The following is a 23,294-nucleotide window of genomic DNA, read 5'->3' as shown; positions in this document are numbered from 1 at the left end:
CGGCCGTGTGACCGAGCACCCCGCCCCCGCCCCCAAGCCCGCCGGCGCCCCCGAGCCGGAGCCGATCCGCTGGTTCGGCACCAGCTGGGTCGGCCGCGGCAGCGACTACTGGACGCGCCGGGTCCTCGTGCCGATCGGCGCCCTGCTCGCGACCGCGGCCGGGGCCTTCGTCCTGCGCCTCGCCGTCGACGGCGTCCGGCTCTCCGACAACGGGGGCTTCGTCAACGGCCTGCTGCTCGCCGCCGTCGCGGTCTGCTCCTGCCTGGCCGGGCTGCGCAACTGGAAGCTGCTCGGCGAGGGCAGGGACCAGCTGACCGGCTGGATGGCGGAGGACAAGTCGCTCGGCGCGGTCTGGCTCATCGGCGGGGTCGGCGCGCTGTTCGCCTACTTCCTGCGCAGCCTCACCGAGGCTCCCGGCGAGGCCGTGAAGCGCGCCGGGTACGAGCGCGCCGCAGCGGCCCACGAGCGCCGCCAGGCCGGCCGCAGCGGCCGGCCCGACACCAGGGCGCCGGGCCGGGCCAAGCGCGGGCGCTGATCCCGGTCAGTTGCGGGTGACCGTGCCGCAACTGCCGTCACCGTTGTCGGGCAGGTCCTTGGTGCGGTCGTACGGGTCCGAGGCCGGTCCGGTCGGGTCCTGGCCCACCGGGGCGAACTGGTCGAACTGCGGGTGCAGGTAGCCGTCGTAGGTGTCGCAGGCGCTGTTGCCGAAGTCCGAGTTGCTGTCGGCGATGACCAGCTTCGCGGGGTCGACCCGGAACCGCTTCGGGTCGTAGAAGCGGAAGGCCACGACCCGCCGGACGATGGTCCGGGTGGTCCACGTGTCGCCGGGCGCGTCGGCCGCCGGCACCACCAGGCCGACGGGCTTCGCCGTCCCGCTGCCCGCCGGGGCCGGCCGGCTCGCGGACGGCTTCGGCGAGGCGGCCCGCTTGCCCGCTTCGGGGCCGGGGCGCAGCGCGTAGACGTACGTGACGTCCGTCTTCACCAGGACGCCCTTGTCCCCGTCGCTCTCGTAGCTGATCCGGCCCTGCACCTTGACGGTGTCGGACACCGGGATCGCCTCCCGCGGGTCGAACCGGGTGAACCACGAGGTGGCGTCACCCTGCGCGGAGGGAGCGGTCAGGGTCTTCGCGACGACCTCCCGGCCCTTCTCGTCCATCAGGGCCAGCGCGGCGTCCGGGCTGCCACCCGCGACCAGGCGCGGGTCCAGGTTGGCGGCCGCCAGGTAGTCGCCGACCAGCTTGAGCTGCGCCGCGACCTGCTCGGCGCTGAACACCCCGGTGGCCTGCGGGTCCTTGGGCACGTCGATCCCGGCCGCGCCGGCCGGCCAGCCCTCCGCCGGGGAGCCCGCCCAGGGGTGGTCGACGGTCGGCTGCTTCTCGGCGGCCTTCGGCGGCGCGGCGGTCGGCCGGGCCGTCTCCGCGCCGACGGTCGGCACCGGGTTCGCCGAGGCCGGGTGGTCGGCGGCGTAGCCGTAGTGCGTCGAGTACCAGAACTTCAGGCTGTCGACGTTGAAGGCCGCGAGCAGCACCGCGACGACCAGCACGAGGTACAGCGGCGCGCGCCACTCCACCCGGCGGCGGCGCGGGCGCGGGTTGCCCCACGGATCCACCACGGCGAGCTTCGGCTTGCGGCCGAACCGCCGCTTCGCCTTCGCCGGGCGGTCGTTCACCGAGCGGCGGCCGCCCGGGTCGACCGGCGGGGTGTGCTTCCATCGGGCGGCGAGCATCCGGGTGCGGCCCGCCTGCTCCTTGACGGTGGCACCCTTGACGAACTCCTCGTCCAGGACGAGGTCGGCGAACGGGTCCTTCGAGCCCGCTCCGGACGGGTCCGCCCCGTCCGGGTCCCGGCCCTCGGACGGGCGCGGTTCTGGATCTTCGGCTATCGGCATCGCGCCAGTATGCCGACGGAGTGTGACGATCCATCGATCGGGGGCACACCATGGGGTGAACGCGCGTGCGGTGTGTGGTGATCACCCCCGTTTGTCCGTTCCCCGGGGGGTCTCACCCCTTCCCGCGGGCCCGCTTCACCGAGCCGACCACGCCCACGACGGCGACCAGCACGGCGGCCGGCAGCAGCGAGAGGAAGAACGCGCCGATCAGGCTCGCGTCGCCGAGGAGCGCCTGCGCCAGCGTGTTCAGCACCAGCAGGCCGCCGGCCGCCGGCAGTGCCGTCTGCCACGGGTGCTCGTCGGCCCACTTGCGCAGCCGCCGGTCGGTGGTGTCGCGGCGCAGCTGCCCGCCCACCGTGCCGACCAGGAAGAAGAAGAACAGCGCCCAGCCGGCCGGGCCGGCCAGCATGCTCAGCGACCAGTTCCCGGAGATCGCGTCGATCCCCAGGGCCGTCGCCCCCACCACCGCACCGACACCCGCGGCGGTCCGCCACGGTCCCACCGTCGCGGCGGCGACGGCGACTTGCCGGTTCTCACGTCGGGACATCTCTCCGTGTGCCATGGTTCCACGGTGCGCCCGGGAACAGCCGGGGGCCATAGGGGAGAACCCCGAGTTTCACCCTAGGGTTCGCCCACGGCCTTCCGTTCCCCGGGGTCGCCCGCGGCCTTCCGCCCTGTGGACGCTCCCGCGGCCGGGCCGCTCGCGGTGCGAGGATGGCGGCAGGTACGGACGCGAGGAGCGGGCATGGGCAGCGCAGCGGCGCACGGGCAGAAGATCGCCTTCCTGGGCACGGGCAAGATCGGGGAGGCCCTGCTCTCCGGCCTGCTGCGGGCCGGGAAGGACCCGGCGGACGTCCTGGTGACCGCCCGCCGCCCGGAGCGGGCCACCGAGCTGGCCGACAAGTACGGGGTCGGCGTGGTGAGCAACACCGAGGCGGCCAAGCTCGCGGACACCCTGATCCTCGCGGTGAAGCCGCAGGACATGGGCACCTTGCTGGACGAACTGGCGCCGCACGTCGGCGCGGACCGGCTGGTGATCTCGGCGGCCGCCGGCATCCCCACCGCCTGGTTCGAGGCCCGGCTGGCGGCCGGCACCCCGGTGGTCCGGGTGATGCCCAACACGCCCGTCCTGGTGGACGAGGGGATGAGCGTCATCTCCGGCGGCTCGCACGCCACCGAGGCGCACCTCGAGCGGGCCGAGGAGATCTTCCGCTCGGTCGGCAAGGCGCTGCGGCTGCCCGAGTCGCAGCAGGACGCGGCCACCGCGCTCTCCGGCTCCGGCCCGGCGTACTTCTACTTCCTGGTGGAGGCGATGACCGACGCGGGCATCCTGCTCGGTCTGCCCCGGCACGTGGCGCACGACCTGATCGTGCAGTCGGCGATCGGCGCCTCGGTGATGCTGCGGGACTCCGGAGAGCACCCGGTGAAGCTGCGCGAGGCGGTCACCTCGCCGGCCGGCACCACCATCGCGGCCATCCGGGAACTGGAGAACCACGGGGTGCGGGCCGCGCTGCTCGGTGCCCTGGAGGCGGCCCGCGACCGCTCGCGCGAGCTGGCCTCCGGCGGGAAGTGACCACCCCCCGACAAGCTCTAGGCTCGAACGCATGCCCTACGACCTGGTGATCTTCGACAACGACGGCGTCCTGGTGGACAGCGAACCGCTCTCCAACCGGGTGCTGGCCGAGTACCTGACCGAACTCGGCTACCCGACGACGGTCGAGGACTCCTACCGCGACTTCATGGGCTGCGCCGCCCACCGGATCCACGACGTGATCGCCGAGCGGTACGACGGCGCGCGGCTGCCGGAGGGCTTCGACGAGCTGTTCCACGGCCGGGTGTTCGCCGCCTTCGGGGCCGAACTCGCCGCCGTCAAGGGCGCGGAGACGCTGCTGGAGGAGCTCCGGCAGCGCTCCGTGCCCTACTGCCTGGCCTCCTCGGCGCACCACGCGTGGATCCGCACCGCGCTGGAGGTCACCGGTCTGCTCGGGTACCACGCCGAGGAGCGGATCTTCAGCGCCCAGGACGTCGGCATCGGCAAGCCCGCGCCCGACCTCTTCCTGCACGCCGCCCGCACCCTGGGCGTGGACCCGGCCCGCTGCCTGGTGCTGGAGGACAGCGTCAACGGCGTGCTCGCCGCCCGGGCGGCCGGCATGGACGTCTACGGGTACACCGCGCTCACCGACCCGGCGAAGCTGACCGCGGCCGGCGCCACCGGTCTGATCGCCGACCTCGCCGAGGTGCCCGCCCTGCTCGGCTGACCGCCCGGAACAACAGCGGCGCGACCCCTCCCCAAACGCCGCCCGGACCCCTACGCTCTCGCCAACATCGTCGTACCGGCCAGTAGCGAGGTGTCCGCGAGGTGTCTGTGACTGACGGGATCACGCCGACGGACGGGATCACGCCCCGGCTGCGGGCGGGCCGGGCCGCGCTGGCCGCGAGCTTCCTGCTGCAGGGCGTCACCTTCGCGCTGCTGGTCACCTGCATCCCCGAGCTCCAGGACCGGTACGGGCTGAGCGACGCGCTGCTGCCGGTCTTCCTGGCGGCCGTGCCGGTGCTGGCCGGGGTGGGATCGGTCGCCTCCGAGCAGCTGGTGAAGCGGACCGGCGCGCGGGCCGTGCTGCGAGTGGTCCAGCCCGCCGTCTGCCTCAGCCTGGCCGCCGCCGGGCTCGGCCGTACGCTCTGGCAACTCGCGCTCGCGCTGGGCGCGTTCGGGCTGCTGGTCGGTGCGCTGGACGCCAGTATGAACATGCTCGGGGTGGGCCTGCAGCACCGCTACGGCCGCTCGATCATGATCGGCTTCCATGCCGCGTTCAGCCTCGGCGGCATCCTCGGCGCGGCCGTCGCCGGCCTCGGCTCGCACTACGACCTCGGCCTGCCCGTCCTGTTCGGGACGGCGGCCGCCGTGATCGCCCCGCTCGCCGTCCTGGCGGGTAGCGTCCCCGCCGCCGGGCCCGCCGAACTCGGCGACGCCGTACGGGAGGCCGCCGAGGCCGCCGCCCGCGCGGTCCCGTGGCGGCCGCTGCTGCCGCTCTGCCTGGCGATGGCCTTCGCCTACATCGCGGACGCCTCGGTCTCCAACTACAGCGTCAAGTACCTCACCGACGGCCTGGGCAGCCCCGATGACGTCGCCAAGCTCTCGTACCTCGGCTACATGGTGGCGATGCTGCTCGGCCGGGCGGTCGGCGACCGCGCGGTCCAGCGCTGGGGCGCCGTCCCGGTGGTCCGCGGCGGCTCCGCGCTGGCCGCGCTGGGCTTCGCGGTGGCGGCCGCGGCGCCCGGTGCCCCGGCCGGGATCGCCGGGTTCACCGTGCTCGGCTTCGGGATCTGCGCGATCATCCCGCAGGTCTTCGCGGCCGGCGGGCGGCTCCTCCCGGCCGACTCGGACGCCGCGGTGGCCCGGCTCAACCTGTTCAACTACGTGGGGTTCCTGATCGGTTCGCCGCTGGTCGGGGCACTCGCGGACGCGAGCTCGTACCGCTGGGCGCTGCTCGCCCCGATGCTGCTGGTGCTGGCCGTGCTGCCGCTCGCCGCCCGCTTCGCCCCCGCCCCGGTGGCCGTCCCGGCCGGGGGGAAGGGCTCAGCGGAGCTCGTCCAGTGACTCCCGCAGCAGCACCCTGGCCCGGGTGAACCAGTCCGTCAGGACGGCGATCTCGTCCGGCGTGTAGTCGGCGAACAGTCCGCCGATCCGCTCGTAGAACGGGCCGTAGACCTGGAGGACGCGCTCCTGCGCGCCGGCCTCCATCACCACCCGCACCCGGCGGCGGTCGGCCGGATCGGCCTCCCGGCGGGCGTACCCGGCCTTCTCCAGCCGGTTGAGCACGCCCGTCACGGCGCCGGTGGTCAGCTGCGCGCGCTCGGCGAGGTCGCCGGCGGCCAGGGGCTCCGACGCCAGGGCGGCCTCGATGACGAAGCCGAGGCACGTCAGGTCGGTGACGTTGAGCCCGAGCCGGGCGGCGATGTCCTGCTGGCCGAACTGGGCGAGCGCGATCATCCGGTCCATCGCGTACAGCGCCTGCTCGGGCGTCGCCTGGGGGCGCGGCTTGCCCTTCACCCGGGATCTCCTTAGCATCTAAGTTACTTATCTCGTGAGATAAGTTGTTTCTTTCCCCGGGCCGGGAGCGGCCCCGCCCGGGAACCCGTCCATCACACCAAACGAGGAGACATGGGCGCACACGGCGATCACGACATGGGGCACACCGTCGCCGGCTGGACCGGGTCGGTCGTGGCCACCCTCGGCTCCGCGGTGGCGGGGGTGGCGTTCGCGGCCGGCTCGGCCGCCGGGCTCTGGCTCGGCGCGGGCCTGGTCCTCCTCGGCGGGCTGGCCAGCTGGGTCCTCCACCTGGCGGGCTGGGGCAAGCCCACCGGCCCGCGCCCGTACGGCCACCGGCACTGGCGCCGGCCCGACCCGGCGGGCCGCCGTGGGCACCCCGACTGCCTCGGCTGCCGGCTGGCCGGGCGCCGGCCCGAGCGCGCCCCCGCTCCCGCCTGCGGCCCCGCCCCCGCCCCCGCTGTCGTCGCCCCCGCCCCCGCCGCGGCGCCGGCGACCGGTCGGGTGCGCCAGCGGGCCGGGGCCTGAGCCCACCCGCGGCACGGGGGTCACCCGTACCCCGCGGACCCACCCGCCGCACGGGACTCGCCCCGGCCCGGGGGCGGCCCGGGCGCCCCCACCCGCTACGGTGGAGGCCATGCCCGAAGCCGAGCGTGACACCCCCTGCGGCCTGCACCTCTTCTGGGACGAGGCGGTCACCGCCTACGACTTCGGTCCCGGCCACCCGATGGACCCGACCCGGCTGGCACTCACCATGCGGCTGGTGGAGGCGCTCGGGCTGCACGCCGGACCGGGCGTGACCGTCCGCTCCGCCCCGCCGGCCGGCGACTCCACGCTGCGGCTGGTGCACACCCGCGAGTACGTCGAGGCGGTCAAGCACGCCGCCGAGCACCCCGACGAGCAGGACCAGCGGCACGGGCTCGGCACCGACGACAACTGGTCCTTCCCCGCCGTGCACTCCGCCTCCGCCCTGATCGCCGGGCAGTCGGTGGCCGCCGCCGAGGCGGTCTGGCGCGGCGAGACCCCGCACGCCGTCAACTTCGCCGGCGGCCTGCACCACGCCATGCCCGGCAAGGCCTCCGGCTTCTGCATCTACAACGACCCGGCCCTCGCCATCGCCCGGCTGCTCGAACTCGGCGCCGAGCGGGTCGCCTACGTCGACGTGGACGTCCACCACGGCGACGGCGTCCAGCAGGCGTTCTGGGACGACCCCCGGGTGCTCACCGTCTCGCTGCACGAGCACCCCGCCACGCTGTTCCCGCAGACCGGCTGGCCCACCGAGACCGGCGGCCCCGGCGCCCCGGGCACCGCCGCCAACCTGCCGCTGCCGGCCGGCACCGGCGACTCCGGCTGGCTGCGCGCCTTCCACGCCCTGGTGCCCGAGCTGCTGGCCGCCTTCCGCCCGCAGGTCCTGGTCACCCAGCACGGCGCGGACACCCACCTGGAGGACCCGCTCGCCCACCTCGCCGTCACCGTGGACGCCCAGCGGCTGATCGCCGAGGAACTGCACGCCCTCGCCCACGAGCACGCGGACGGCCGCTGGATCGCCCTCGGCGGGGGCGGCTACGCCGTCGTGGACGTCGTCCCGCGGAGCTGGACCCACCTGGTGGCCACCGCCGCCGGCCGGCCCGTCGACCCGGCCACCGAGACCCCGGAGGCCTGGCGCGCCGAGGTCTACCGGCGCACCCGCCGCCCGGCCCCGCTGCGGATGACCGACGGCGCCCGGCCGTCCTGGCGGGACTTCGACGCGGGTTACGATCCCGCCGACCGGCTCGACCAGGCGATCCTGGCCGCCCGCCGCGCCGTCCTGCCGCACCACGGCCTGCTGCCCTGAGCCGGGGCGGTGCGCACGCCCGCTACCGCAGACCGCCGAGCGACTACGTACTGCAACAGGCTTATCTCTCACCGTACGAGGACTGCGCTTCTCCCTCTTCCCACTGGTACCACCCATAACTACTCTGGGGATACACGTGTGCCGGTGGAGTCACCGGAGGGGAAGCCGGTGCCTTGCACACGGGTAAGGGTCGGGTGATGGTCATGAGTTCCGGCGAACGCCCCCTGCAGGAAGTCGTCTTCCTGACCGTGGCCGAGGTGGCCGCGGTCATGCGGGTGTCGAAGATGACGGTGTACCGGCTGGTGCACAGCGGAGAGTTGCCGGCCATCCGGGTCGGGCGGTCCTTCCGGGTGCCCCAGCAGGCGGTGCACGAGTACCTCAAGGAGTCCTACGTGCGGCTCGAGAGCGCGTAGGACCTGACCGGGTCGGGGTCCACAGCCGGTGGGCCCCGCACTCGTTTGCCACAGATTTCCCGCGAGTTTCCCGGTCCCGGGAGGCACGATTACGGCCCTGGCCGTACGGACGGTAGGCTAAGGCCCTCCGTCAGTCGTATGGACTCCGTCTCTCACGGGCGAGAGTCTCAGTGAGCGAGGGTTGTTCCGTGGGCTCTGTCATCAAGAAGCGTCGCAAGCGTATGGCCAAGAAGAAGCACCGCAAGCTTCTGAAGCGGACTCGCGTTCAGCGTCGCAACAAGAAGTAAGCGCCCCCGGCCGCGCTCCGCGCGCCCGGCGCTTCCACCGCCCGCCCAGGCCCCCGCGGCCCGGGCGGGCGGTGTCGTCTCACGGCACGGTACGGCGGCGCGGTACGGTGCACGCAGGCCGCCGAGCCGAGGAAATGGGGTGCAGCACTGTGGGGACGGTCGTGCTCGTCACCGGCGTGGCCCGCCGGCTCGGGGCCCGCTTCGCCGCCGAGCTCCGTCGCGGGCCCGGGGTCGACCTGGTGGTCGGCGTGGACGTGCAGCCGCCCCGGCAGCCCGTCGAGGAGCCGGACGGGCCCGCCGCGCCGTACCGGTTCCACCAGCTCGACCTGCGCCGCCCGGCGGTCGCCCGGGTGATCGCCGAGCACGGCGTCGACACCGTCGTCCACCTGGCCGTCAGCGCCACCGGACTGGGCTCCACCAACCGCTCGGCGGTCAAGGAGTCCAACGTCATCGGCACCATGCAGCTGCTCGGCGCCTGCCAGAAGGCGCCCGGGGTGCGCCGGCTGGTGGTGAAGTCGACCACCGGCGTGTACGGCTCGGCGCCGCGCGACCCGGCGGTGTTCACCGAGCGGACCCAGCCGAAGAACCTCCCCGGCGGCGGCTTCGCCAAGGACGTGGTGGAGGTCGAGGGCTACGTCCGCGGCTTCGCCCGGCGCCGTCCGGACGTCGCGGTGACGGTGTTCCGGTTCGCCAACATCGTCGGCCCCGGCGCCGACACCCCGCTCAGCGAGTACTTCGCGCTGCCGGTGCTGCCCACCGTCCTCGGCTACGACCCGCGGCTGCAGTTCGTCCACGAGGACGACGTGCTCGCGGTGCTCTCCCGGGCCTGCGAGGAGCCGGAGCCGGGCACCGTGAACACCGGCACCTTCAACGTCGCGGGGGAGGGCGTGCTGCTGCTCTCCCAGTGCGCCCGCCGGCTGGGCCGGCCGATGCTGCCGCTGCTGCTGCCCGCGATCAGCTGGATGGCCGGGCTGGCCCGGCAGACCCGGCTGGTCGACTTCTCGCCCGAGCAGCTCCGGCTGCTGACCCACGGCCGGGTGGTGGACACCGCCCGGCTGCGCGAGACCTTCGGCTACCGCCCGCGGTACACCACCCCGGAGGCGTTCGCCGACTTCGCCGCCGCGCAGTCGCCCGGTCTGCTGCCGCCGGAGCGGCTCGCCGCCGTCACCGACGGGCTGGCCGGGCTGCTCGGCCGCGACGCCGGCCCGTCCGCCCCCGCCACGCCGGCCTCCCGTCCGAACCGACCCAGGAGCTGAACCCGCGATGAGTGCCGCAGCCGAGAACGTGCCGGGCGAGGCGAAGGTCATCCCGATCGAGTCCGCGCCCAGCTGGAGCGAGCCCCACCGCCCGGCCGGGCTGGCCGACCAGCTGGCCGACGCCGTCGGAGGGGCGCTGGCCGGACGGCTCGGCCCGGCGGCCACCAGGCTGTTCGGCAAGGGCTGGGAGGGCCGCGCCACCGAGGGCCTGGCCTTCCTGCGCCGCCGCCTCACCGGCGACTACGAGGTGGACGAGTTCGGCTTCGACCGCGAGCTGACCGACCAGGTGCTGCTCTCGCTGCTGCGCCCGCTGGCCGAGAAGTACTTCCGGGTCGAGGTGCGCGGGATCGAGAACATCCCGGCCGAGGGCGGTGCGCTGATCGTCGCCAACCACTCCGGGACGATCCCGCTGGACGCCCTGATGACCCAGGTCGCGATCCACGACCACCACCCGAGCCGGCGGCACCTGCGGATGCTCGCCGCCGACCTGGTGTTCGTGCTGCCCGGCATCAACGAGCTGGCCCGCAAGGCCGGCCACACGCTGGCCTGCAACGAGGACGCCCAGGCGCTGCTGGAGCGCGGCGAACTGGTCGGGGTCTGGCCGGAGGGCTTCAAGGGCATCGGCAAGCCGTTCTCCGAGCGCTACAAGCTGCAGCGCTTCGGGCGCGGCGGCTTCGTCTCCTCGGCGCTGCGGGCGCGGGTGCCGATCGTCCCCTGCTCGATCGTCGGGGCGGAGGAGACCTATCCGATGATCGGCAACTTCAAGACGCTGGCCCGGCTGCTGGGCCTGCCGTACGTGCCGATCACGCCGACCTTCCCGTGGCTCGGGCCGCTCGGCGCGGTGCCGCTGCCGACCAAGTGGACCATCCAGTTCGGCGAGCCGATCGCCACCGACCGGTACCCGGTGGAGGCGGCGGACGACCCGATGCTGGTCTTCGACCTGGCCGACCAGGTGCGGGAGACCGTCCAGCACACCCTCTACAAGCTGCTGGTGCAGCGGCGTTCGGTGTTCTTCTGACGGCAGGCCGAGGGGCCCGGCGCTGTCGCCGGGCCCCTCGGCCGGGTGCTCCCGTCGTCAGCCGCCGAGGATCCGCAGCCCGGGCAGCAGCCCGGGGATCAGCGGCGGCACGTCGACGCCCTGCTGCTGGCCGCCGTCGGTGGCGGCGCTGGGCGACGCGGACGGCTGCGGCGGCGCCTGGTCGGGCGCCGGGTCGGGGCTCGGCGAGGGCTTGGTGCCGGTGAGCCCGTTGGTGAGGTTGTCGACCAGACCGTTGACCGCGGCCGGGGCGTTGCTGGGCACGCCGCTCGGGAGACCGGCCCCGCCGCTGCCGCCGGGCGTGCTCGCCCCGGCGGACGGGGGCCGCTCGGCGGTGCCGGGCTTGCCGGCGCCCGCACTGCCCGCGCCGCCGCCCTGGGCCGGCCCGGCGCCCGGTGCGGCGTTGCCGCCGCCGGCCGGGGTGTCGGCCGGGGAGCCGCCGTTCGCCGCGGAGCCCGCGCCGCCGCCCGTCCCGGTGCCGGCCGTACCGCCGCCCTTGGCGGGCGGCTGGGCCAGGCGCAGGGGCGCGACGTCCTCGCTTATGTCGTCGAAGAGCTGGTCGACCAGGTGCGCCTGCGGGATCAGCTGGACCGGCAGCTTGCTCTGCAGCTCGCTCCACCGGTCGTCCTCGTCCTGGGCGAAGCCGGCCAGGGTGCGCATCGGGTCGAGCGAGCCGTTGCTGCGGTAGACCGAGCGCAGCAGGTCGCGGCCCCTGAGGGCGTCGGCGTGCATGTCGTCCAGCGCCTTGCGGACCCGCTCGACGGTGCCCGGGCTGAGCGACCCGGCCGAATCCGCCCGGCCGACCAGGCTCTGGGCCTCGTCGAGCCGGGTGGCGGCGTTGCCGAGCAGGAGTTCGCCGCGCTCGCTGTCGGAGTCCGCGAGGTTGAGCCGGAGCCCTTCGAGGCCGCGCTTCATGCCGTAGAGCGTGTCCCCCGGCAGGGCGTTGGAGCTGGCGGCGGCCGCGCCGGCGAAGCTGCCGACGGCGAGGCCGGCGACCAGCCCGCCGATCGCGAACCGGCGGCTCCAGCGGCCGCGCGGGGCCGCCCGGAGCGCCCGGTGCCTGCGCTGGCGGGGCACCACGGCGCCCGGGCCGCCGGCGAACGCCTGCTCGAACGCGGCCATCAGCTGGGCGCGTTGGACGGTTCGGACCTGTGGGTCCAGCTCCGGCCCGGGCAGCGCGCCGAGTGCACCGGCCATGCCGACCAGCTCGGCCATGGCGGCCGAACCGGCTCCGGTGGAAGCGGTGTTGGCCGATTCGGCGGCTGCGGCGCCGCGTTGCTCTGCCTGGTGGGCCTCCAGCGCCTCGGCGAAGGCCTTCGCCCGCCGGTGCTCCAGCACGTTTGCCGTCACGGGCCACACCTCCCTTCGTCGTTGTCGACACCCCGGCCTGCCGGACGGTTGCCTCGGCGGGCCAAAGCCACTCCATCGGGTGAGAGGTCGCAATTCGACTTGACCGTACGCCTGGTGGGGGCTTGCACGCTGGCCAACGAGCGGTGCGGGCGGTCGGTTACGCACGGCTGATCATCGGACCGACCGTTCACCCGGACGTGTCGGGCCGGCACCGACGGTGACGGCCCTCCGGTTATCTCCCCCCGTGGTGCGGTGCTCACCGCGCGTCGGGCGGCAGCAGCCGGGCCAGCGTCCGGACCGCGCGGTACTGGAGGGTCTTGATGGCGCCCTCGTTCTTGCCCATGATCCGGGCCGTCTCGGCCACCGAGAGCCCCTGCAGGAAGCGGAGCGTGACGCACTCCTGCTGCTGCGGGTTGAGCCGGCGCACCGCCTCCAGCAGGGCGGCGTTGGAGAGCGACTCCAGCACCGACTCCTCGGGGCTGCGCTCGCACTCGTTGGAGTCGAGCATCTCGCCGGTGGTGACCTCCAGCCGGAACCGGCTGGACTTGAAGTGGTCGGCCACCAGGTTGCGGGCGATCGTCACCAGCCAGGCGCCGAAGTCCCGGCCCTGCCAGGTGAAGGTGCCGATCCGGCGCAGCGCGCGCAGGAACGTCTCGCTGGTGAGGTCCTCGGCGGTGGCCCGGCTGCCGACCCGGTAGTAGATGTAGCGGTAGACGGTGTCCGCGTAGTGGTCGTAGAGGCGGCCGAAGGCCTCGCTCTCGCCGGCCTGGGCCCGCTCGACCAGTTCCATGATCGGGTTGTGCTCGGTCTCGTAGCCGGGGCTCGGGGTCGTCCGGGTCCGGCTGCGGCCGGTGCCGGCGGTCCCGGAGCGGCCGCGCGAGCCGGTGCCGGCGGAGGAGCCGGCGGCGGTGGTGCGCAGTGCCAGGCCGACGGGCTGGGGCTGGCCGTAGCCGAACGGGGCGCCGGCGGGGACGAGTTGGGGCGAGGCGGCGAGCTGGCTGCGGAGCAGGCTGCGCAACAGCTCCAGTCCGGTGGAGATCTGTCGGGCGGAGGCCGGGCGGCCGCGGAGGCTGGTGCGGGAGCGCAGGGGCGCGGTCGACGGGCGGGAGGGTGCAGGCGCGTCGTTCCGGACGGGTGGGTACACGGGACTCCCAGAGGCAGAACTGTGGACGGATCACCTCCGCCTGCGCGGAGAGCACGCCCACGCCGCCCGGTCGGGAGGGGCACGTGGGTGACGTGCATCCAGGAGAGGATAACGCTTTGTGCAATGACAGCTACACCGTGTGGTCGAAGTGGTCGTTTGGGATCCACATGGCGCGCATATTCGGCTGACACTGACCGAACGTGTCATCGTTCATCCGGCTCAACGTGATCGAACGGGTGCGCTGGGTGACCAATTCGGCCGTCCGGCGGGCGGTTTCCCGGAGCTTGGCCTCGGTAATCCCCGACTTTCCCGGTCTGGCGAACGATCAGAACCGGTCAGCGGGTGGCAGGTTCGTTCAGAGGGTCCGGAGGGCCCGGTGGAGCCGGGGAGTTCGCCCGTACGAGGGGCGTGGTCGGTATGCGTATTGACTGCCGCTCACCCGTACAGGGGAGGGTTCCGCCATCACACGACCTAGGCGCGCTGCCGGCGGTGCAGGGCGACCGCGGCCGCCGCCGCGCCCGCGACGACGCCCAGCGCGGCCGCCGCCGGCAGGCCCACCCGGGCCGCCTTGCGCCCGGTCCGGAAGTCCCGCACCCGCCAGCCCTGGGCCCGGGCGTGCCGGCGCAGCGCGCCGTCCGGGTTCACCACGTACGGGTGGCCGACCAGCGAGAGCATCGGGATGTCGTTCGCCGAGTCGCTGTACGCGGCGCAGCGGTCCAGGTCGAGCCGCTCGTGCCGGGCCAGCGCGCGGACGGCGGCCGCCTTGGCGGGCCCGTGCAGCAGGTCGCCGACCAGCCGGCCGGTGTAGCGGCCGTCCCGGGCCTCGGCGACGGTCCCGAGGGCGCCGGTCATGCCGAGCCGGTGGGCGATCACCCGGGCCACCTCCAGCGGGGCCGCGGTGACCAGCCAGACGCGCTGGCCCGCGTCCAGGTGCATCTGGACCAGGGCCCGGGTGCCGGGCCAGATCTTGTCGGCGACGACCTGCTCGAAGACCTCCTCGCAGATGGCCTCCAGGTCGGCGGTGCGCTTGCCGGCCACCAGGCCGAGCGCCGTGTGCTGGGCGTCGGCCATGTGGTCCGGGTCCTCGGCGCCGTGCAGCCGGAACCAGGCCTGTTGCCAGGCGAACCGGGCGATGTCACGGCGGGTGAGGAAGCCGCGGCGGTAGAGGCCGACCCCGAGGTAGAAGATCGCGGCTCCGCGCAGGATGGTGTTGTCGCAGTCGAAGAAGGCGGCGGCGCGCGGGTCGTCCCTTTCGGGGGTGTGGTTGCCGGCGGGCGCCTTCGGGGCCTTCGCGGGCTTCCCGGTCGCCGGGGCCGGTCCCGCCGGGGCGGGCTCCTCCGCGGCCGGTTCCGCCGGTTCCGCCAGTTCCACCAGGGCGGTCGGCTCGACCCGCAGGGCGGCCTCCGCCGCCGCGGCTGCGGCTTCGCCGGCCAGGGCGGTCCGCTCGGTGGTGGAACGCCTAGCCTGGGTGAGCCTTCGGAGCACGGCCATGCCACCGAGCATAGCCAGCCGGCCCGGGAGGAGCCGTGACGGCGGCGTGCCCGCGCGGTGAACGGCGGACGGCCTCCGGCCGGGGGCCGAGCGGGCGGGGCGCGGCACAATGGCCGGGTGAGCCCACTGCTGCGACGTGACAAGAACCCGAGCCCGAAGCCGGCCGACCGGACCGTGACCCTGGTCGCCAAGCCGGGCTGCCACCTGTGCGACGACGCCCGGGAGGTGATCGTCAGGGTGACCGGCGAGCTGGGCGCCGGCTTCGAGGAGCTGGACATCATGCGGGACGAGGAGCTGTACCGGAAGTACGGGGAGCAGATCCCGGTCACCCTGATCGACGGTCGCCAGCACGACTTCTGGCGGGTCGACGAGCGCCGCCTCCGCGCCGCCCTGGGGGCCTGAGCGGGGAGCGGGTGACGCGGCCCACAGCGCCTCCCGGCGCCCCCGCCGACCGGCGGGGGCGGTTCGCCGAATCGTTGTGAAGAAAACCGGAATCGGCCTGGGGCGGTCCCTTGTGGTCGGCTTACGATCGAACTCGTTTGCGCCCGTGGGGGGCTGAGCACGCGAGGAGTGCCGCCATGCTTCCCGGCCCGACCCCAGGGTTGCCCGTCGCCCCCGCCGGGGCCGGGGGCTTCGCCGTCGTGGACGTGGAGGCGACCGGCCGCAGCCCGTGGCGGCACCGGGTGGTCGAGGTGGCCGTGGTGCTGCTGGACGGGGAGCTGCGTCCGGAGGCCGAGTTCTGCACCCTGCTGGACCCGCTGGGCCCGGTCGGCCCGACCCACGTGCACCGGATCGCCCAGGCGGACGTCGAGGGCGCCCCCCGGTTCCGCGAGATCGCGCCGCGGCTGCTGGAGCTGCTGGCCGGCCGGGTGCTGGTCGGCCATCACGTGACCTGTGACCACGCCTTCCTGGATCGCGAGTTCGCCCGGATCGGCGTCCCGCTGCCGCCGGTCCCGCTGCTCTGCACGATGCGGCTGGCCCGCGCCCACCTGCCGCAGGCCCGCGGCTTCGGCCTGGCGGCCTGCGCGGAGGCGGCCGGGCTCGGCTGGTACCCGGCGCACACCGCGCTGGGGGACGCCCGGGCCACCGCCGAGCTGCTGCGGCACTGCCTGGCGGCGCCGTCCTGCCCGCCGGACGACTGGGCGGTGCCGCTGCGCGAGGCGGCCCGGGTGCCGTGGCCGCGGCTGGGCCGGGCGCGCTCCCGGCCGTCGGGCGAGCCGGTCCCGCTGCTGCGCCGCGAGCCGCTCGCGTCGCCGGAGGACGCCCTGCCCGGGCTGCTGCGGGAGATCCTGCCGGAGCCCCTGCCGGATTCCCTGCCGGAGCCCCTGTCGGGGCCGCTCCCGCGACCCCTGGTCCCGCCCCAGTGCGGCCCGGGCACGGCCGGGGTCCGGCCCCCGGCGACGGCCCGGAAGGAAACCGGTGCTATGGGGTCAACGGCGTGATGCGCATCACTGTGCGGGGACAAATCGGACACCATCTTTGTGCACACGTTCACAAACGCATAGCCTGGCTGCCAAAGCCCAGCTTCACCCACAGGAGCACCGTGGCAATCGGCCGATCACCACAGAGCAGTTCGCAGACGCCCGACCAGGGCGCCGCGCGCCGACCCTCGCGTGCCCGGGGCATCCCGGAGGCGACCGTCGCCCGCCTTCCCCTCTACCTGCGGGCCCTCACCGCGCTCTCCGAGCGCTCGGTGCCGACCGTCTCGTCCGAGGAGCTGGCGGCCGCCGCCGGCGTGAACTCCGCGAAGCTGCGCAAGGACTTCTCCTACCTCGGCTCGTACGGCACCCGCGGGGTGGGCTACGACGTCGAGTACCTCGTCTACCAGATCTCCCGCGAGCTGGGCCTGACCCAGGACTGGCCGGTCGTCATCGTCGGCATCGGGAACCTCGGCCACGCGCTCGCCAACTACGGCGGCTTCGCCTCCCGCGGGTTCCGGGTGGCCGCGCTGCTGGACGCCGACCCCGCCGTGGTCGGCAGCACCGCGGCCGGCCTCCCGGTGCGCCACATGGACGAACTGGAGTCCATCGTGGAGAGCCAGCACGTCTCGATCGGCGTGATCACCACCCCGCCCGGTGCCGCCCAGCAGGTCTGCGACCGGCTGGTCGAGGCCGGCGTCACCAGCATCCTCAACTTCGCCCCGACCGTGCTGACCGTCCCGGACGGCGTGGACGTGCGCAAGGTGGACCTCTCCATCGAGCTGCAGATCCTGGCCTTCCACGAGCAGCGCAAGGCCGGCGACGAGCCCGACCGCACCGAGTCGGTGCTCGACCGCGCGCCCGGACCGGTCCGCGCGGCCGCGGCCAAGCTGCGCCGGGCCGCCGGCGGCAGCGGCAAGTCCCGCCCGGCCGCCGAGCCGGTCGCCGCCAAGGACGCCGAGGCGGCGGGCAAGGCCAAGCCCGGCAAGGGCGGCGAGGGTGAGCTCTCCGCGGTGATGCCGGCGTGAGTTACCAGAACCGTGGCACCAGGGGGCGGTCGTGAGTCTTCTTGTCGTTGGGCTGAGCCACCGCACCGCCCCGGTCGGCGTGCTCGAGCGCGCCGCCCTGACCGGTGACGTCCCGACCCGGCTGCTGCACGACGCGGCGGCCACCGCGACCGTCGCCGAGGCGGCGCTGCTGAACACCTGCAACCGGATCGAGCTGTACGCGGACGTGGACAAGTTCCACGCCGGCGTCGCCGAGCTGTCGCTGATGCTGGCCCACCACAGCGGGGTGGACCTGGAGGAGCTGACCTCGCACCTCTACGTCCACTACGAGGACCGCGCCGTCCACCACCTCTTCTCGGTCGCCTGCGGCCTGGACTCGATGGTGGTCGGCGAGGGCCAGATCCTCGGCCAGCTGCGCGACGCCCTGGCCACGGCCCAGGAGGAGCACACCGCCGGGCGCGGCCTGAACGAGCTGTTCCAGCAGGCCCTGCGGGTCGGCAAGCGGGCGCACAGCGAGACCGGCATCGACAAGGCCGGCCAGTCGCTGGTCACCTTCGGCCTGGAGCAGGTCGCGGCCGGCGCGGGCGAGATCGCGGGCAAGCGGGCCCTGGTGGTCGGCGCCGGTTCGATGAGCTCGCTGGCTGCCGCCACCCTGGTCCGCTCCGGCGTCACCGACCTGCTGATCGCCAACCGGACGCCCGAGCGCGCCGAGCGGCTGGTCGAGATCCTCGGCGCCGGCGTGGCCCGGACGGTCGAGCTGGCCAAGGTGCCCGAGGCACTGGCCGACGTCGACCTGGTGATCTCCTGCACCGGCGCGGCCGGCGTGGTGATCAAGGCCCAGGACGTCGCCGCCGCGGTGGCGACCCGCAACGGCGACGAGCCGCTGGCCCTGCTGGACCTCGCCATGCCGCGCGACGTCGACCACGCCGTGCACGAGCTGCCCGGCGCGCTCCTGGTCGACCTGGAGAGCCTCTCGCACGCCCACGCCGCCACCCCCGGCGCCGGGGACGTGGACGCGGTCTCCGGCATCGTCGCCGACGAGGTCGCCGCGTTCGGCGCCGCCCAGCGGGCCGCCCGGATCGCCCCGACCGTGGTGGCACTGCGGGCGATGGCCTCCGAGGTGGTCGCCGCCGAGCTGGGCCGCCTGGACGCCCGGCTGCCCGGCCTGGACGAGCGCTCCCGCGCCGAGATCACCCAGACCGTCCGCCGGGTGGTCGACAAGCTGCTGCACGCGCCGACCGTGCGGGTGAAGCAGCTGGCCGCCGAGCCCGGCGGCGCGTCCTACGCGGACGCGCTGCGCGAGCTGTTCGACCTCGACCCGGCGGCCGTGCACGCCGTCTCGGGCACCCCGATCGGCACCCAGCAGCCTTCGGGCGGGGGCGCCAGATGAACCGTCAGCCATCCCACGAGTACCACCGGGACGATCACCTCATGAATGGTCAACCGCTCACCGACCAGGCCCCGGCCGCCACCGCACCCCTGCGGCTCGGCACCCGGCGCAGCGCGCTCGCCATGGCCCAGTCGGGCATGGTCGCCCGCGAGGTGACCCGGCTCACCGGGCGCCCCGTCGAGCTGGTGGAGATCACCACCTACGGCGACACCTCCCGGGAGGCGCTGGCACAGATCGGCGGCACCGGCGTGTTCGTCTCCGCGCTGCGGGACGCGCTGCTGGAGGGCCGGATCGACTTCGCCGTGCACTCGCTGAAGGACCTGCCCACCGCCGAGCCCGCAGGCCTGGTGCTGGCCGCGGTGCCCGAGCGCGAGGACGTCCGCGACGCCCTGGTGGCGCAGGAGGGCCTGGCCCTCGGCGAGCTGGTCGAGAAGCTGGCCGGCGCGGGCCGCACCGCCCGGGTCGGCACCGGCTCGCCCCGCCGGATGGCCCAGCTGAACGCCTGGGCCCGGGCCCGCGGCGCCCAGCTGGAGACGGTCGCGATCCGCGGCAACGTGGACACCCGGATCGGCTTCGTCGCCTCCGGCGAGCTGGACGCGGTGGTGCTGGCCACCGCCGGTCTGAACCGGCTGGGCCGCAGCGCCGAGATCACCGAGCACCTCGACCCGGAGCTGATGACCCCGGCCCCCGGCCAGGGTGCGCTCGCCATCGAGTGCACCACCGCCGACCGCGGGCTGATCACCGCGCTGTCCGCCCTCGACCACCTCCCCACGCGGGTCGCGGTGGCCGCCGAGCGCGCCCTGCTGGCCACCCTGGAGGCCGGCTGCTCCGCGCCGGTCGCCGCGCTGGCCACCTGGGGTCACGAGTACGAACTGCGGCTGGAGGGCGTGGTCGGCACCGTCGACGGCGCCACCCTGCTGAAGATGTCCGCCAACGGTCCGATCGTCCTCGACGAGACCGCCGAGCAGCAGGCGACGGCCCTCGGCCACGCCCTCGCCGCCCGGCTGCTCGACGCGGGCGCGGCCGCCCTGATGGGGGAGCGAGCCCGATGAGCCCCACCGCTGCCACCGACACCCCGTTCCCGGCCGACAGCCCGTTCGCGGGCGGGCCGGCCCCCGCCGGGCGGTGCACCTTCCTGGGCGCGGGCCCCGGGGACCCGGGCCTGCTGACCCTGCGCGCGGTCGAGGTGCTGGCCTCGGCCGACATCCTGGTCGCCGACCCGCTGACCGCCGCCGCCGTGCGCAGCCACTGTCCGGCCGGCGTGCAGGTGCACACCCCCGCCGTCGAGGGCGCCGAGTTCGACCTGGCCAAGCTGGTCGCCGAGGCGGTCCGGGCCGGCAAGCACGTGGTCCGCACGGTCGACGGCGACCCGGGCCTGGACGGCTGCGCCGCCGAGGAGATGCTCAGCTGCGCCGGTGACGGGATCGCCTTCGAGGTGATCCCGGGCGTCGCCCAGTCGGTCGGCGTGCCGGCGTACGCGGGCGTGCCGCTGCGCGGGACGGCCGGCACCGACGTGCGGTTCGTGGACGGCGCCGCGCTGCTGGCCGGCAGCCCGGTGGACCTGGGCGCGCCGGAGACCACCCTGGTGGTCCGCACCACCCTGGGCCAGCTGCCGGCCACCGCCAACGCGCTGGTCGCCAACGGCCGCAAGCCGGAGTCCGCGCTCAGCGCGACGCTCTCCGGCACCACCACCCGGCAGCGCACCTTCACCGCCACGCTGGCCACCATCGCGGCCGACCTGAAGGCGGCCCGGGTGCTGCCCTCGCCGGTCTCCGCCCCGGTGGACCCGGCGACCTCGGTGATAGCCGTGGTGGGCGAGCAGGTCGCCCACCGCGCCTCGCACTCCTGGTTCGAGACCAAGCCGCTGTTCGGCTGGAACGTGCTGGTGCCGCGCACCAAGGAGCAGGCCCACGGCCTGTCCGAGCAGCTGCGCTCGTACGGCGCGGTGCCGCAGGAGGTGCCGACCATCGCGGTCGAGCCGCCGCGCACCCCGCAGCAGATGGAGCGGGCGATCAAGGGCCTGGTCACCGGCCGCTACGAGTGGATCGCCTTCACCTCGGTGAACGCGGTGCGCGCCGTCCGCGAGAAGTTCGAGGAGTACGGCCTGGACGCCCGGGCGTTCGCCGGCATCAAGGTCGCGGCGGTCGGCGAGACCACCGCGCAGGCGCTGGTGGACTTCGGCGTGAAGCCGGACCTGGTGCCCTCGGGCGAGCAGTCCGCGGCCGGCCTGCTGGAGGACTGGCCGCCGTACGACCCGGTCTTCGACCCGATCGACCGGGTGCTGCTGCCGCGCGCCGACATCGCCACCGAGACCCTGGTGGCCGGCCTGGTCGAGCTGGGCTGGGAGGTCGACGACGTGACCGCCTACCGGACGGTGCGCGCCTCGCCGCCGCCGGCCGAGACCCGCGAGGCGATCAAGGGCGGCGGCTTCGACGCGGTGCTCTTCACCTCGTCCTCGACCGTGCGGAACCTGGTCGGCATCGCCGGCAAGCCGCACAACGTGACGGTCATCGCCTGCATCGGCCCGGCCACCGCGAAGACCGCCGAGGAGCACGGCCTGCGGGTCGACGTGATGGCTCCGGCCCCGTCGGCGGCGGCACTGGCCCAGGCCCTGGCAGACTTCGGGGCCAAGCGCCGCGACACCGCGACGGCGGCGGGCGAGCCGGTCTACCGGCCCAGCGAGCGCCGCCCCGGCTCGCGCCGCAAGGCCCGCTGAGTCCCTGCGCGAGAAGCACCCAGGCCGGGGGCGGTCCACCCGCCGCCCCCGGCGCTGCACAACCGTTCGGAGAGAGAAGCCGTGTCCGCTGAATTCCCGTACGTTCGCCCCCGCCGGCTCCGGCAGAGCCCGGCGATGCGCCGCCTGGTCGCCGAGACCCGGCTGCACCCGGCCGAGCTGATCCTCCCGCTGTTCGTCCGCGAGGGCGTCAGCGAGCCGGTCCCGGTGACGTCGATGCCGGGCGTGGTCCAGCACACCCGTGACACCCTGCGCAAGGCCGCGGTCGAGGCCGCCGAGGCGGGCCTGGGCGGGGTCATGCTGTTCGGCGTGCCCGCGGTGCAGGACGCCGTCGGCAGCGAGGGCACCAACCCGGACGGCATCCTGCAGCAGGCGATCCGCGACGTGGTCTCCGAGGTCGGCGACTCCCTGGTGGTCATGTCCGACCTCTGCCTGGACGAGTACACCGACCACGGCCACTGCGGCGTGCTGGCCGCCGACGGCAGCGTGGACAACGACGCGACGCTGGAGCGCTACGCCGAGATGGCCCGGGTGCAGGCCGACGCCGGCGTCCACCTGGTCGGCCCGTCCGGGATGATGGACGGCCAGATCGGTGTCGTCCGCCGGGCGCTGGACGAGGCCGGGCACCAGGACGTGGGCATCCTCGCCTACACCGCCAAGTACGCCTCGGCGTTCTACGGCCCGTTCCGGGAGGCGGTCGGCTCCTCGCTCAAGGGCGACCGCAAGTCCTACCAGCAGGACCCGGCGAACGCCCGGGAGGCGCTGCGCGAGCTGGAGCAGGACCTCGCCGAGGGCGCCGACCTGGTGATGGTGAAGCCGGCCATGGCCTACCTGGACATCCTGCGGCAGGTGGCCGACGCCTCGCCGGTGCCGGTCTCGGCCTACCAGGTCTCCGGCGAGTACGCGATGGTCGAGGCCGCCGCGGCGAACGGCTGGATCGACCGGGAGCGGATGATCCTGGAGACGCTGACCTCGATCCGCCGGGCCGGCGCCCAGCAGATCCTCACCTACTGGGCGCTCGAAGCCGCCGCGATGGTCCGGTAGCGCGCCACCGTACGCCGGAAGGCCGGGTACCTCCCGCGGGAGGTACCCGGCCTTCACGCTGTCACCGGCTCGCCGTTACCAGCCGCCGATGTGGGCGAAGCCCTCCTCGCCGCCGGCCAGGTCGGTGGAGGTGGCGGCCCCCCAGCCGTGGGCACCGGTGAGGATGTGCGAGGTGTGGGCGACGCCCCACCACTCACCGGCCGCGAACACCGGGTGCGCCGAGGCGACGAACTCGCCGCCGCCGGCCAGGCCGACGTGGGCGAACGCCGGGGTGGCGACGCCGGCCAGCGCCAGCGCGCCGAAGGCGGTCAGTGCGGCCTTGCCCAGCTTGCTCTTCATGGATCTGCCCTCTCGTTCGGAGCGCTCGTTCGGAGCGCTCTGCCACTGATCACGTGAACACACGCTGCCGTCCGCCGAGGCGCCCCACGCGCCGCGCCGACGGCCTGTCACCCGGCCGGACCGCACCCGAACGGGGGGCCCGGCCGGACACTCGATCGCCGCAAAGCCCGGAGGGCCCGGGGAGAAGTCCCCGGGCCCTCCGTCCGCGCCATGCCCCTGGATCAGCCGATCAGGTGCGAGACACCCGCGTCGCCCGAGGACTGGGTGTTCTGGCCGACGTTGCAGATCTGCTTCGGGGTGCTGTTGAGGACCGGAACCTCGACCGGAACCGCGACACCGATGACGGCGACCGCGATGTTGTGCACCTCGGGGAGGCAGACGTTCGCGTTGTCCAGGGTGTGGAAGTTCGGGCTGCCGTTGCCGTGGGTGCCGGTCTGGTTGGTGCCGCCGTTGCCCTGGGCGGAGACGGCCGAGCCGTCCGAGTCGGCGATGGCGGAAGCCGAGCCGGCGGACATCGCGATGGCGGCGGCGGCCAGGCCGGCGGCGGCGAGGGTCTTCTTGATCATTTCTGGGTTTCCTCTCGGGGGTGAATCGGGGAGCGATTCGAAGGGTGGT

At 74.5% G+C, this 23,294-nt stretch carries 25 protein-coding genes; 17 read left to right on the top strand and 8 right to left on the bottom strand.

Annotated elements, in window-relative coordinates; all coding sequences use genetic code 11:
• Positions 1 to 7 precede the first annotated feature (7 nt).
• Complete coding sequence (locus ACFVHB_RS18935; protein ID WP_380322977.1) at positions 8 to 535, top strand: hypothetical protein; 528 nt, start codon at positions 8 to 10, stop codon at positions 533 to 535.
• A gap of 6 nt (positions 536 to 541) precedes the next feature.
• On the opposite strand, the gene ACFVHB_RS18930 is transcribed toward ACFVHB_RS18935, so the two are convergent.
• The gene (locus ACFVHB_RS18930; RefSeq protein WP_380322974.1) at positions 542 to 1,888 is read right to left on the bottom strand and encodes a hypothetical protein; all 1,347 of its coding nucleotides are present in this window, start codon (positions 1,886 to 1,888) and stop codon (positions 542 to 544) included.
• A gap of 112 nt (positions 1,889 to 2,000) precedes the next feature.
• Entirely contained in the window at positions 2,001 to 2,435 is a 435-nt protein-coding gene (locus tag ACFVHB_RS18925; RefSeq protein ID WP_380322972.1) for a hypothetical protein, read from the bottom strand.
• 198 nt (positions 2,436 to 2,633) lie between these two features.
• Here ACFVHB_RS18925 and proC point away from each other — a divergent pair, with 198 nt between their 5' ends.
• The 3 genes from proC to ACFVHB_RS18910 all read left to right on the top strand — a co-directional run bounded on the left by proC (position 2,634) and on the right by ACFVHB_RS18910 (position 5,486).
• Positions 2,634 to 3,461, top strand: a complete 828-nt coding sequence (gene proC, locus ACFVHB_RS18920; RefSeq protein WP_380322969.1) for a pyrroline-5-carboxylate reductase — start codon at positions 2,634 to 2,636, stop codon at positions 3,459 to 3,461.
• A 31-nt stretch (positions 3,462 to 3,492) separates the two neighbouring features.
• The gene (locus ACFVHB_RS18915) at positions 3,493 to 4,146 is read left to right on the top strand and encodes an HAD family hydrolase (protein ID WP_380322966.1); all 654 of its coding nucleotides are present in this window, start codon (positions 3,493 to 3,495) and stop codon (positions 4,144 to 4,146) included.
• 101 nt (positions 4,147 to 4,247) lie between these two features.
• Positions 4,248 to 5,486 (top strand): MFS transporter, encoded by a 1,239-nt coding sequence (locus tag ACFVHB_RS18910; RefSeq protein WP_380322963.1) that lies wholly within the window; start codon positions 4,248 to 4,250, stop codon positions 5,484 to 5,486.
• Here ACFVHB_RS18910 and ACFVHB_RS18905 read toward each other — a convergent pair.
• The gene (locus tag ACFVHB_RS18905) at positions 5,466 to 5,939 is read right to left on the bottom strand and encodes a MarR family transcriptional regulator (protein WP_380322960.1); all 474 of its coding nucleotides are present in this window, start codon (positions 5,937 to 5,939) and stop codon (positions 5,466 to 5,468) included. The genes ACFVHB_RS18910 and ACFVHB_RS18905 overlap by 21 nt on opposite strands.
• A gap of 111 nt (positions 5,940 to 6,050) precedes the next feature.
• Between ACFVHB_RS18905 and ACFVHB_RS18900 the strand changes: the two genes are divergently transcribed.
• The 6 genes from ACFVHB_RS18900 to ACFVHB_RS18875 all read left to right on the top strand — a co-directional run bounded on the left by ACFVHB_RS18900 (position 6,051) and on the right by ACFVHB_RS18875 (position 10,744).
• On the top strand, positions 6,051 to 6,464 hold the full coding sequence (locus ACFVHB_RS18900) for an HGxxPAAW family protein (protein ID WP_380322957.1): 414 nt from the start codon (positions 6,051 to 6,053) through the stop codon (positions 6,462 to 6,464).
• Positions 6,465 to 6,573: 109 nt separating this feature from the next.
• Complete coding sequence (locus ACFVHB_RS18895) at positions 6,574 to 7,770, top strand: acetoin utilization protein AcuC (protein WP_380322954.1); 1,197 nt, start codon at positions 6,574 to 6,576, stop codon at positions 7,768 to 7,770.
• A 203-nt stretch (positions 7,771 to 7,973) separates the two neighbouring features.
• Positions 7,974 to 8,183: a helix-turn-helix domain-containing protein gene (locus ACFVHB_RS18890; protein ID WP_148644250.1), complete on the top strand. Its 210-nt coding sequence runs from the start codon at positions 7,974 to 7,976 to the stop codon at positions 8,181 to 8,183.
• Positions 8,184 to 8,371: 188 nt separating this feature from the next.
• Positions 8,372 to 8,470: a 30S ribosomal protein bS22 gene (locus ACFVHB_RS18885; RefSeq protein ID WP_003948845.1), complete on the top strand. Its 99-nt coding sequence runs from the start codon at positions 8,372 to 8,374 to the stop codon at positions 8,468 to 8,470.
• A gap of 149 nt (positions 8,471 to 8,619) precedes the next feature.
• A complete protein-coding gene (locus ACFVHB_RS18880) occupies positions 8,620 to 9,726 on the top strand; it encodes an NAD-dependent epimerase/dehydratase family protein (protein ID WP_380323076.1) in 1,107 nt (368 codons plus the stop codon).
• Between the two features lie 7 nt (positions 9,727 to 9,733).
• Entirely contained in the window at positions 9,734 to 10,744 is a 1,011-nt protein-coding gene (locus tag ACFVHB_RS18875) for a lysophospholipid acyltransferase family protein (protein WP_380322949.1), read from the top strand.
• A 57-nt stretch (positions 10,745 to 10,801) separates the two neighbouring features.
• Here ACFVHB_RS18875 and ACFVHB_RS18870 read toward each other — a convergent pair whose 3' ends face one another.
• The 3 genes from ACFVHB_RS18870 to ACFVHB_RS18860 form a co-directional block, all read right to left on the bottom strand.
• Positions 10,802 to 12,112 (bottom strand): DUF5667 domain-containing protein, encoded by a 1,311-nt coding sequence (locus tag ACFVHB_RS18870; protein WP_380322946.1) that lies wholly within the window; start codon positions 12,110 to 12,112, stop codon positions 10,802 to 10,804.
• Between the two features lie 256 nt (positions 12,113 to 12,368).
• The gene (locus tag ACFVHB_RS18865; protein ID WP_380323073.1) at positions 12,369 to 13,151 is read right to left on the bottom strand and encodes an ECF subfamily RNA polymerase sigma factor, BldN family; all 783 of its coding nucleotides are present in this window, start codon (positions 13,149 to 13,151) and stop codon (positions 12,369 to 12,371) included.
• A 576-nt stretch (positions 13,152 to 13,727) separates the two neighbouring features.
• A complete protein-coding gene (locus ACFVHB_RS18860; RefSeq protein WP_380322943.1) occupies positions 13,728 to 14,747 on the bottom strand; it encodes an HAD family hydrolase in 1,020 nt (339 codons plus the stop codon).
• 117 nt (positions 14,748 to 14,864) lie between these two features.
• On the opposite strand from ACFVHB_RS18860, the gene ACFVHB_RS18855 reads away from it, so the two are divergent.
• The 7 genes from ACFVHB_RS18855 to hemB all read left to right on the top strand — a co-directional run bounded on the left by ACFVHB_RS18855 (position 14,865) and on the right by hemB (position 22,340).
• Positions 14,865 to 15,149 carry a glutaredoxin family protein gene (locus ACFVHB_RS18855; RefSeq protein ID WP_380322940.1) on the top strand — a complete coding sequence of 95 codons (285 nt, stop codon included), beginning with the start codon at positions 14,865 to 14,867 and terminating at the stop codon, positions 15,147 to 15,149.
• 176 nt (positions 15,150 to 15,325) lie between these two features.
• Positions 15,326 to 16,189, top strand: coding sequence for an exonuclease domain-containing protein (locus ACFVHB_RS18850; protein WP_380322937.1), 864 nt, complete (start codon positions 15,326 to 15,328; stop codon positions 16,187 to 16,189).
• Positions 16,190 to 16,290: 101 nt separating this feature from the next.
• On the top strand, positions 16,291 to 17,193 hold the full coding sequence (locus tag ACFVHB_RS18845) for a redox-sensing transcriptional repressor Rex (protein ID WP_380322934.1): 903 nt from the start codon (positions 16,291 to 16,293) through the stop codon (positions 17,191 to 17,193).
• A 31-nt stretch (positions 17,194 to 17,224) separates the two neighbouring features.
• On the top strand, positions 17,225 to 18,562 hold the full coding sequence (locus ACFVHB_RS18840) for a glutamyl-tRNA reductase (RefSeq protein ID WP_380322931.1): 1,338 nt from the start codon (positions 17,225 to 17,227) through the stop codon (positions 18,560 to 18,562).
• 41 nt (positions 18,563 to 18,603) lie between these two features.
• Positions 18,604 to 19,614, top strand: coding sequence for a hydroxymethylbilane synthase (hemC, locus tag ACFVHB_RS18835; protein ID WP_380322928.1), 1,011 nt, complete (start codon positions 18,604 to 18,606; stop codon positions 19,612 to 19,614).
• Positions 19,611 to 21,278, top strand: coding sequence for a uroporphyrinogen-III synthase (locus tag ACFVHB_RS18830; RefSeq protein WP_380322925.1), 1,668 nt, complete (start codon positions 19,611 to 19,613; stop codon positions 21,276 to 21,278). Before hemC ends, ACFVHB_RS18830 begins: the two co-directional genes overlap by 4 nt.
• Before the next feature lie 81 nt (positions 21,279 to 21,359).
• Entirely contained in the window at positions 21,360 to 22,340 is a 981-nt protein-coding gene (gene hemB, locus ACFVHB_RS18825; protein ID WP_380322922.1) for a porphobilinogen synthase, read from the top strand.
• Between the two features lie 75 nt (positions 22,341 to 22,415).
• Here the strand turns inward: hemB and ACFVHB_RS18820 are convergent, their stop codons facing one another.
• Together ACFVHB_RS18820 and ACFVHB_RS18815 are read right to left on the bottom strand one after the other, a co-directional pair.
• Entirely contained in the window at positions 22,416 to 22,679 is a 264-nt protein-coding gene (locus ACFVHB_RS18820) for a hypothetical protein (protein WP_380322919.1), read from the bottom strand.
• 221 nt (positions 22,680 to 22,900) lie between these two features.
• Positions 22,901 to 23,245 carry a rodlet layer protein gene (locus tag ACFVHB_RS18815; protein WP_360182585.1) on the bottom strand — a complete coding sequence of 115 codons (345 nt, stop codon included), beginning with the start codon at positions 23,243 to 23,245 and terminating at the stop codon, positions 22,901 to 22,903.
• Positions 23,246 to 23,294 lie beyond the last annotated feature (49 nt).

Source organism: Kitasatospora sp. NPDC127111, assembly GCF_042677465.1.
Lineage (GTDB): Bacteria > Actinomycetota > Actinomycetes > Streptomycetales > Streptomycetaceae > Kitasatospora.
The sequence above is the reverse complement of the archived record's forward strand: the minus strand, read 5'-3'. Positions and strand labels throughout refer to the sequence as shown.

Bases quoted from the DNA above. Each gene is read 5' to 3' on its own strand.
- ACFVHB_RS18875 (WP_380322949.1), top strand. From the start codon at position 9,734: ATGAGTGCCGCAGCCGAGAACGTGCCGGGCGAGGCGAAGGTCATCCCG.
- ACFVHB_RS18915 (WP_380322966.1), top strand. From the start codon at position 3,493: ATGCCCTACGACCTGGTGATCTTCGACAACGACGGCGTCCTGGTGGAC.
- ACFVHB_RS18900 (WP_380322957.1), top strand. From the start codon at position 6,051: ATGGGCGCACACGGCGATCACGACATGGGGCACACCGTCGCCGGCTGG.
- ACFVHB_RS18830 (WP_380322925.1), top strand. From the start codon at position 19,611: ATGAGCCCCACCGCTGCCACCGACACCCCGTTCCCGGCCGACAGCCCG.
- hemC (WP_380322928.1), top strand. From the start codon at position 18,604: ATGAATGGTCAACCGCTCACCGACCAGGCCCCGGCCGCCACCGCACCC.
- ACFVHB_RS18895 (WP_380322954.1), top strand. From the start codon at position 6,574: ATGCCCGAAGCCGAGCGTGACACCCCCTGCGGCCTGCACCTCTTCTGG.
- ACFVHB_RS18930 (WP_380322974.1), bottom strand. From the start codon at position 1,888: ATGCCGATAGCCGAAGATCCAGAACCGCGCCCGTCCGAGGGCCGGGAC.
- ACFVHB_RS18890 (WP_148644250.1), top strand. From the start codon at position 7,974: ATGAGTTCCGGCGAACGCCCCCTGCAGGAAGTCGTCTTCCTGACCGTG.
- ACFVHB_RS18925 (WP_380322972.1), bottom strand. From the start codon at position 2,435: ATGTCCCGACGTGAGAACCGGCAAGTCGCCGTCGCCGCCGCGACGGTG.
- ACFVHB_RS18820 (WP_380322919.1), bottom strand. From the start codon at position 22,679: ATGAAGAGCAAGCTGGGCAAGGCCGCACTGACCGCCTTCGGCGCGCTG.
- ACFVHB_RS18860 (WP_380322943.1), bottom strand. From the start codon at position 14,747: ATGGCCGTGCTCCGAAGGCTCACCCAGGCTAGGCGTTCCACCACCGAG.
- proC (WP_380322969.1), top strand. From the start codon at position 2,634: ATGGGCAGCGCAGCGGCGCACGGGCAGAAGATCGCCTTCCTGGGCACG.
- ACFVHB_RS18815 (WP_360182585.1), bottom strand. From the start codon at position 23,245: ATGATCAAGAAGACCCTCGCCGCCGCCGGCCTGGCCGCCGCCGCCATC.
- ACFVHB_RS18850 (WP_380322937.1), top strand. From the start codon at position 15,326: ATGCTTCCCGGCCCGACCCCAGGGTTGCCCGTCGCCCCCGCCGGGGCC.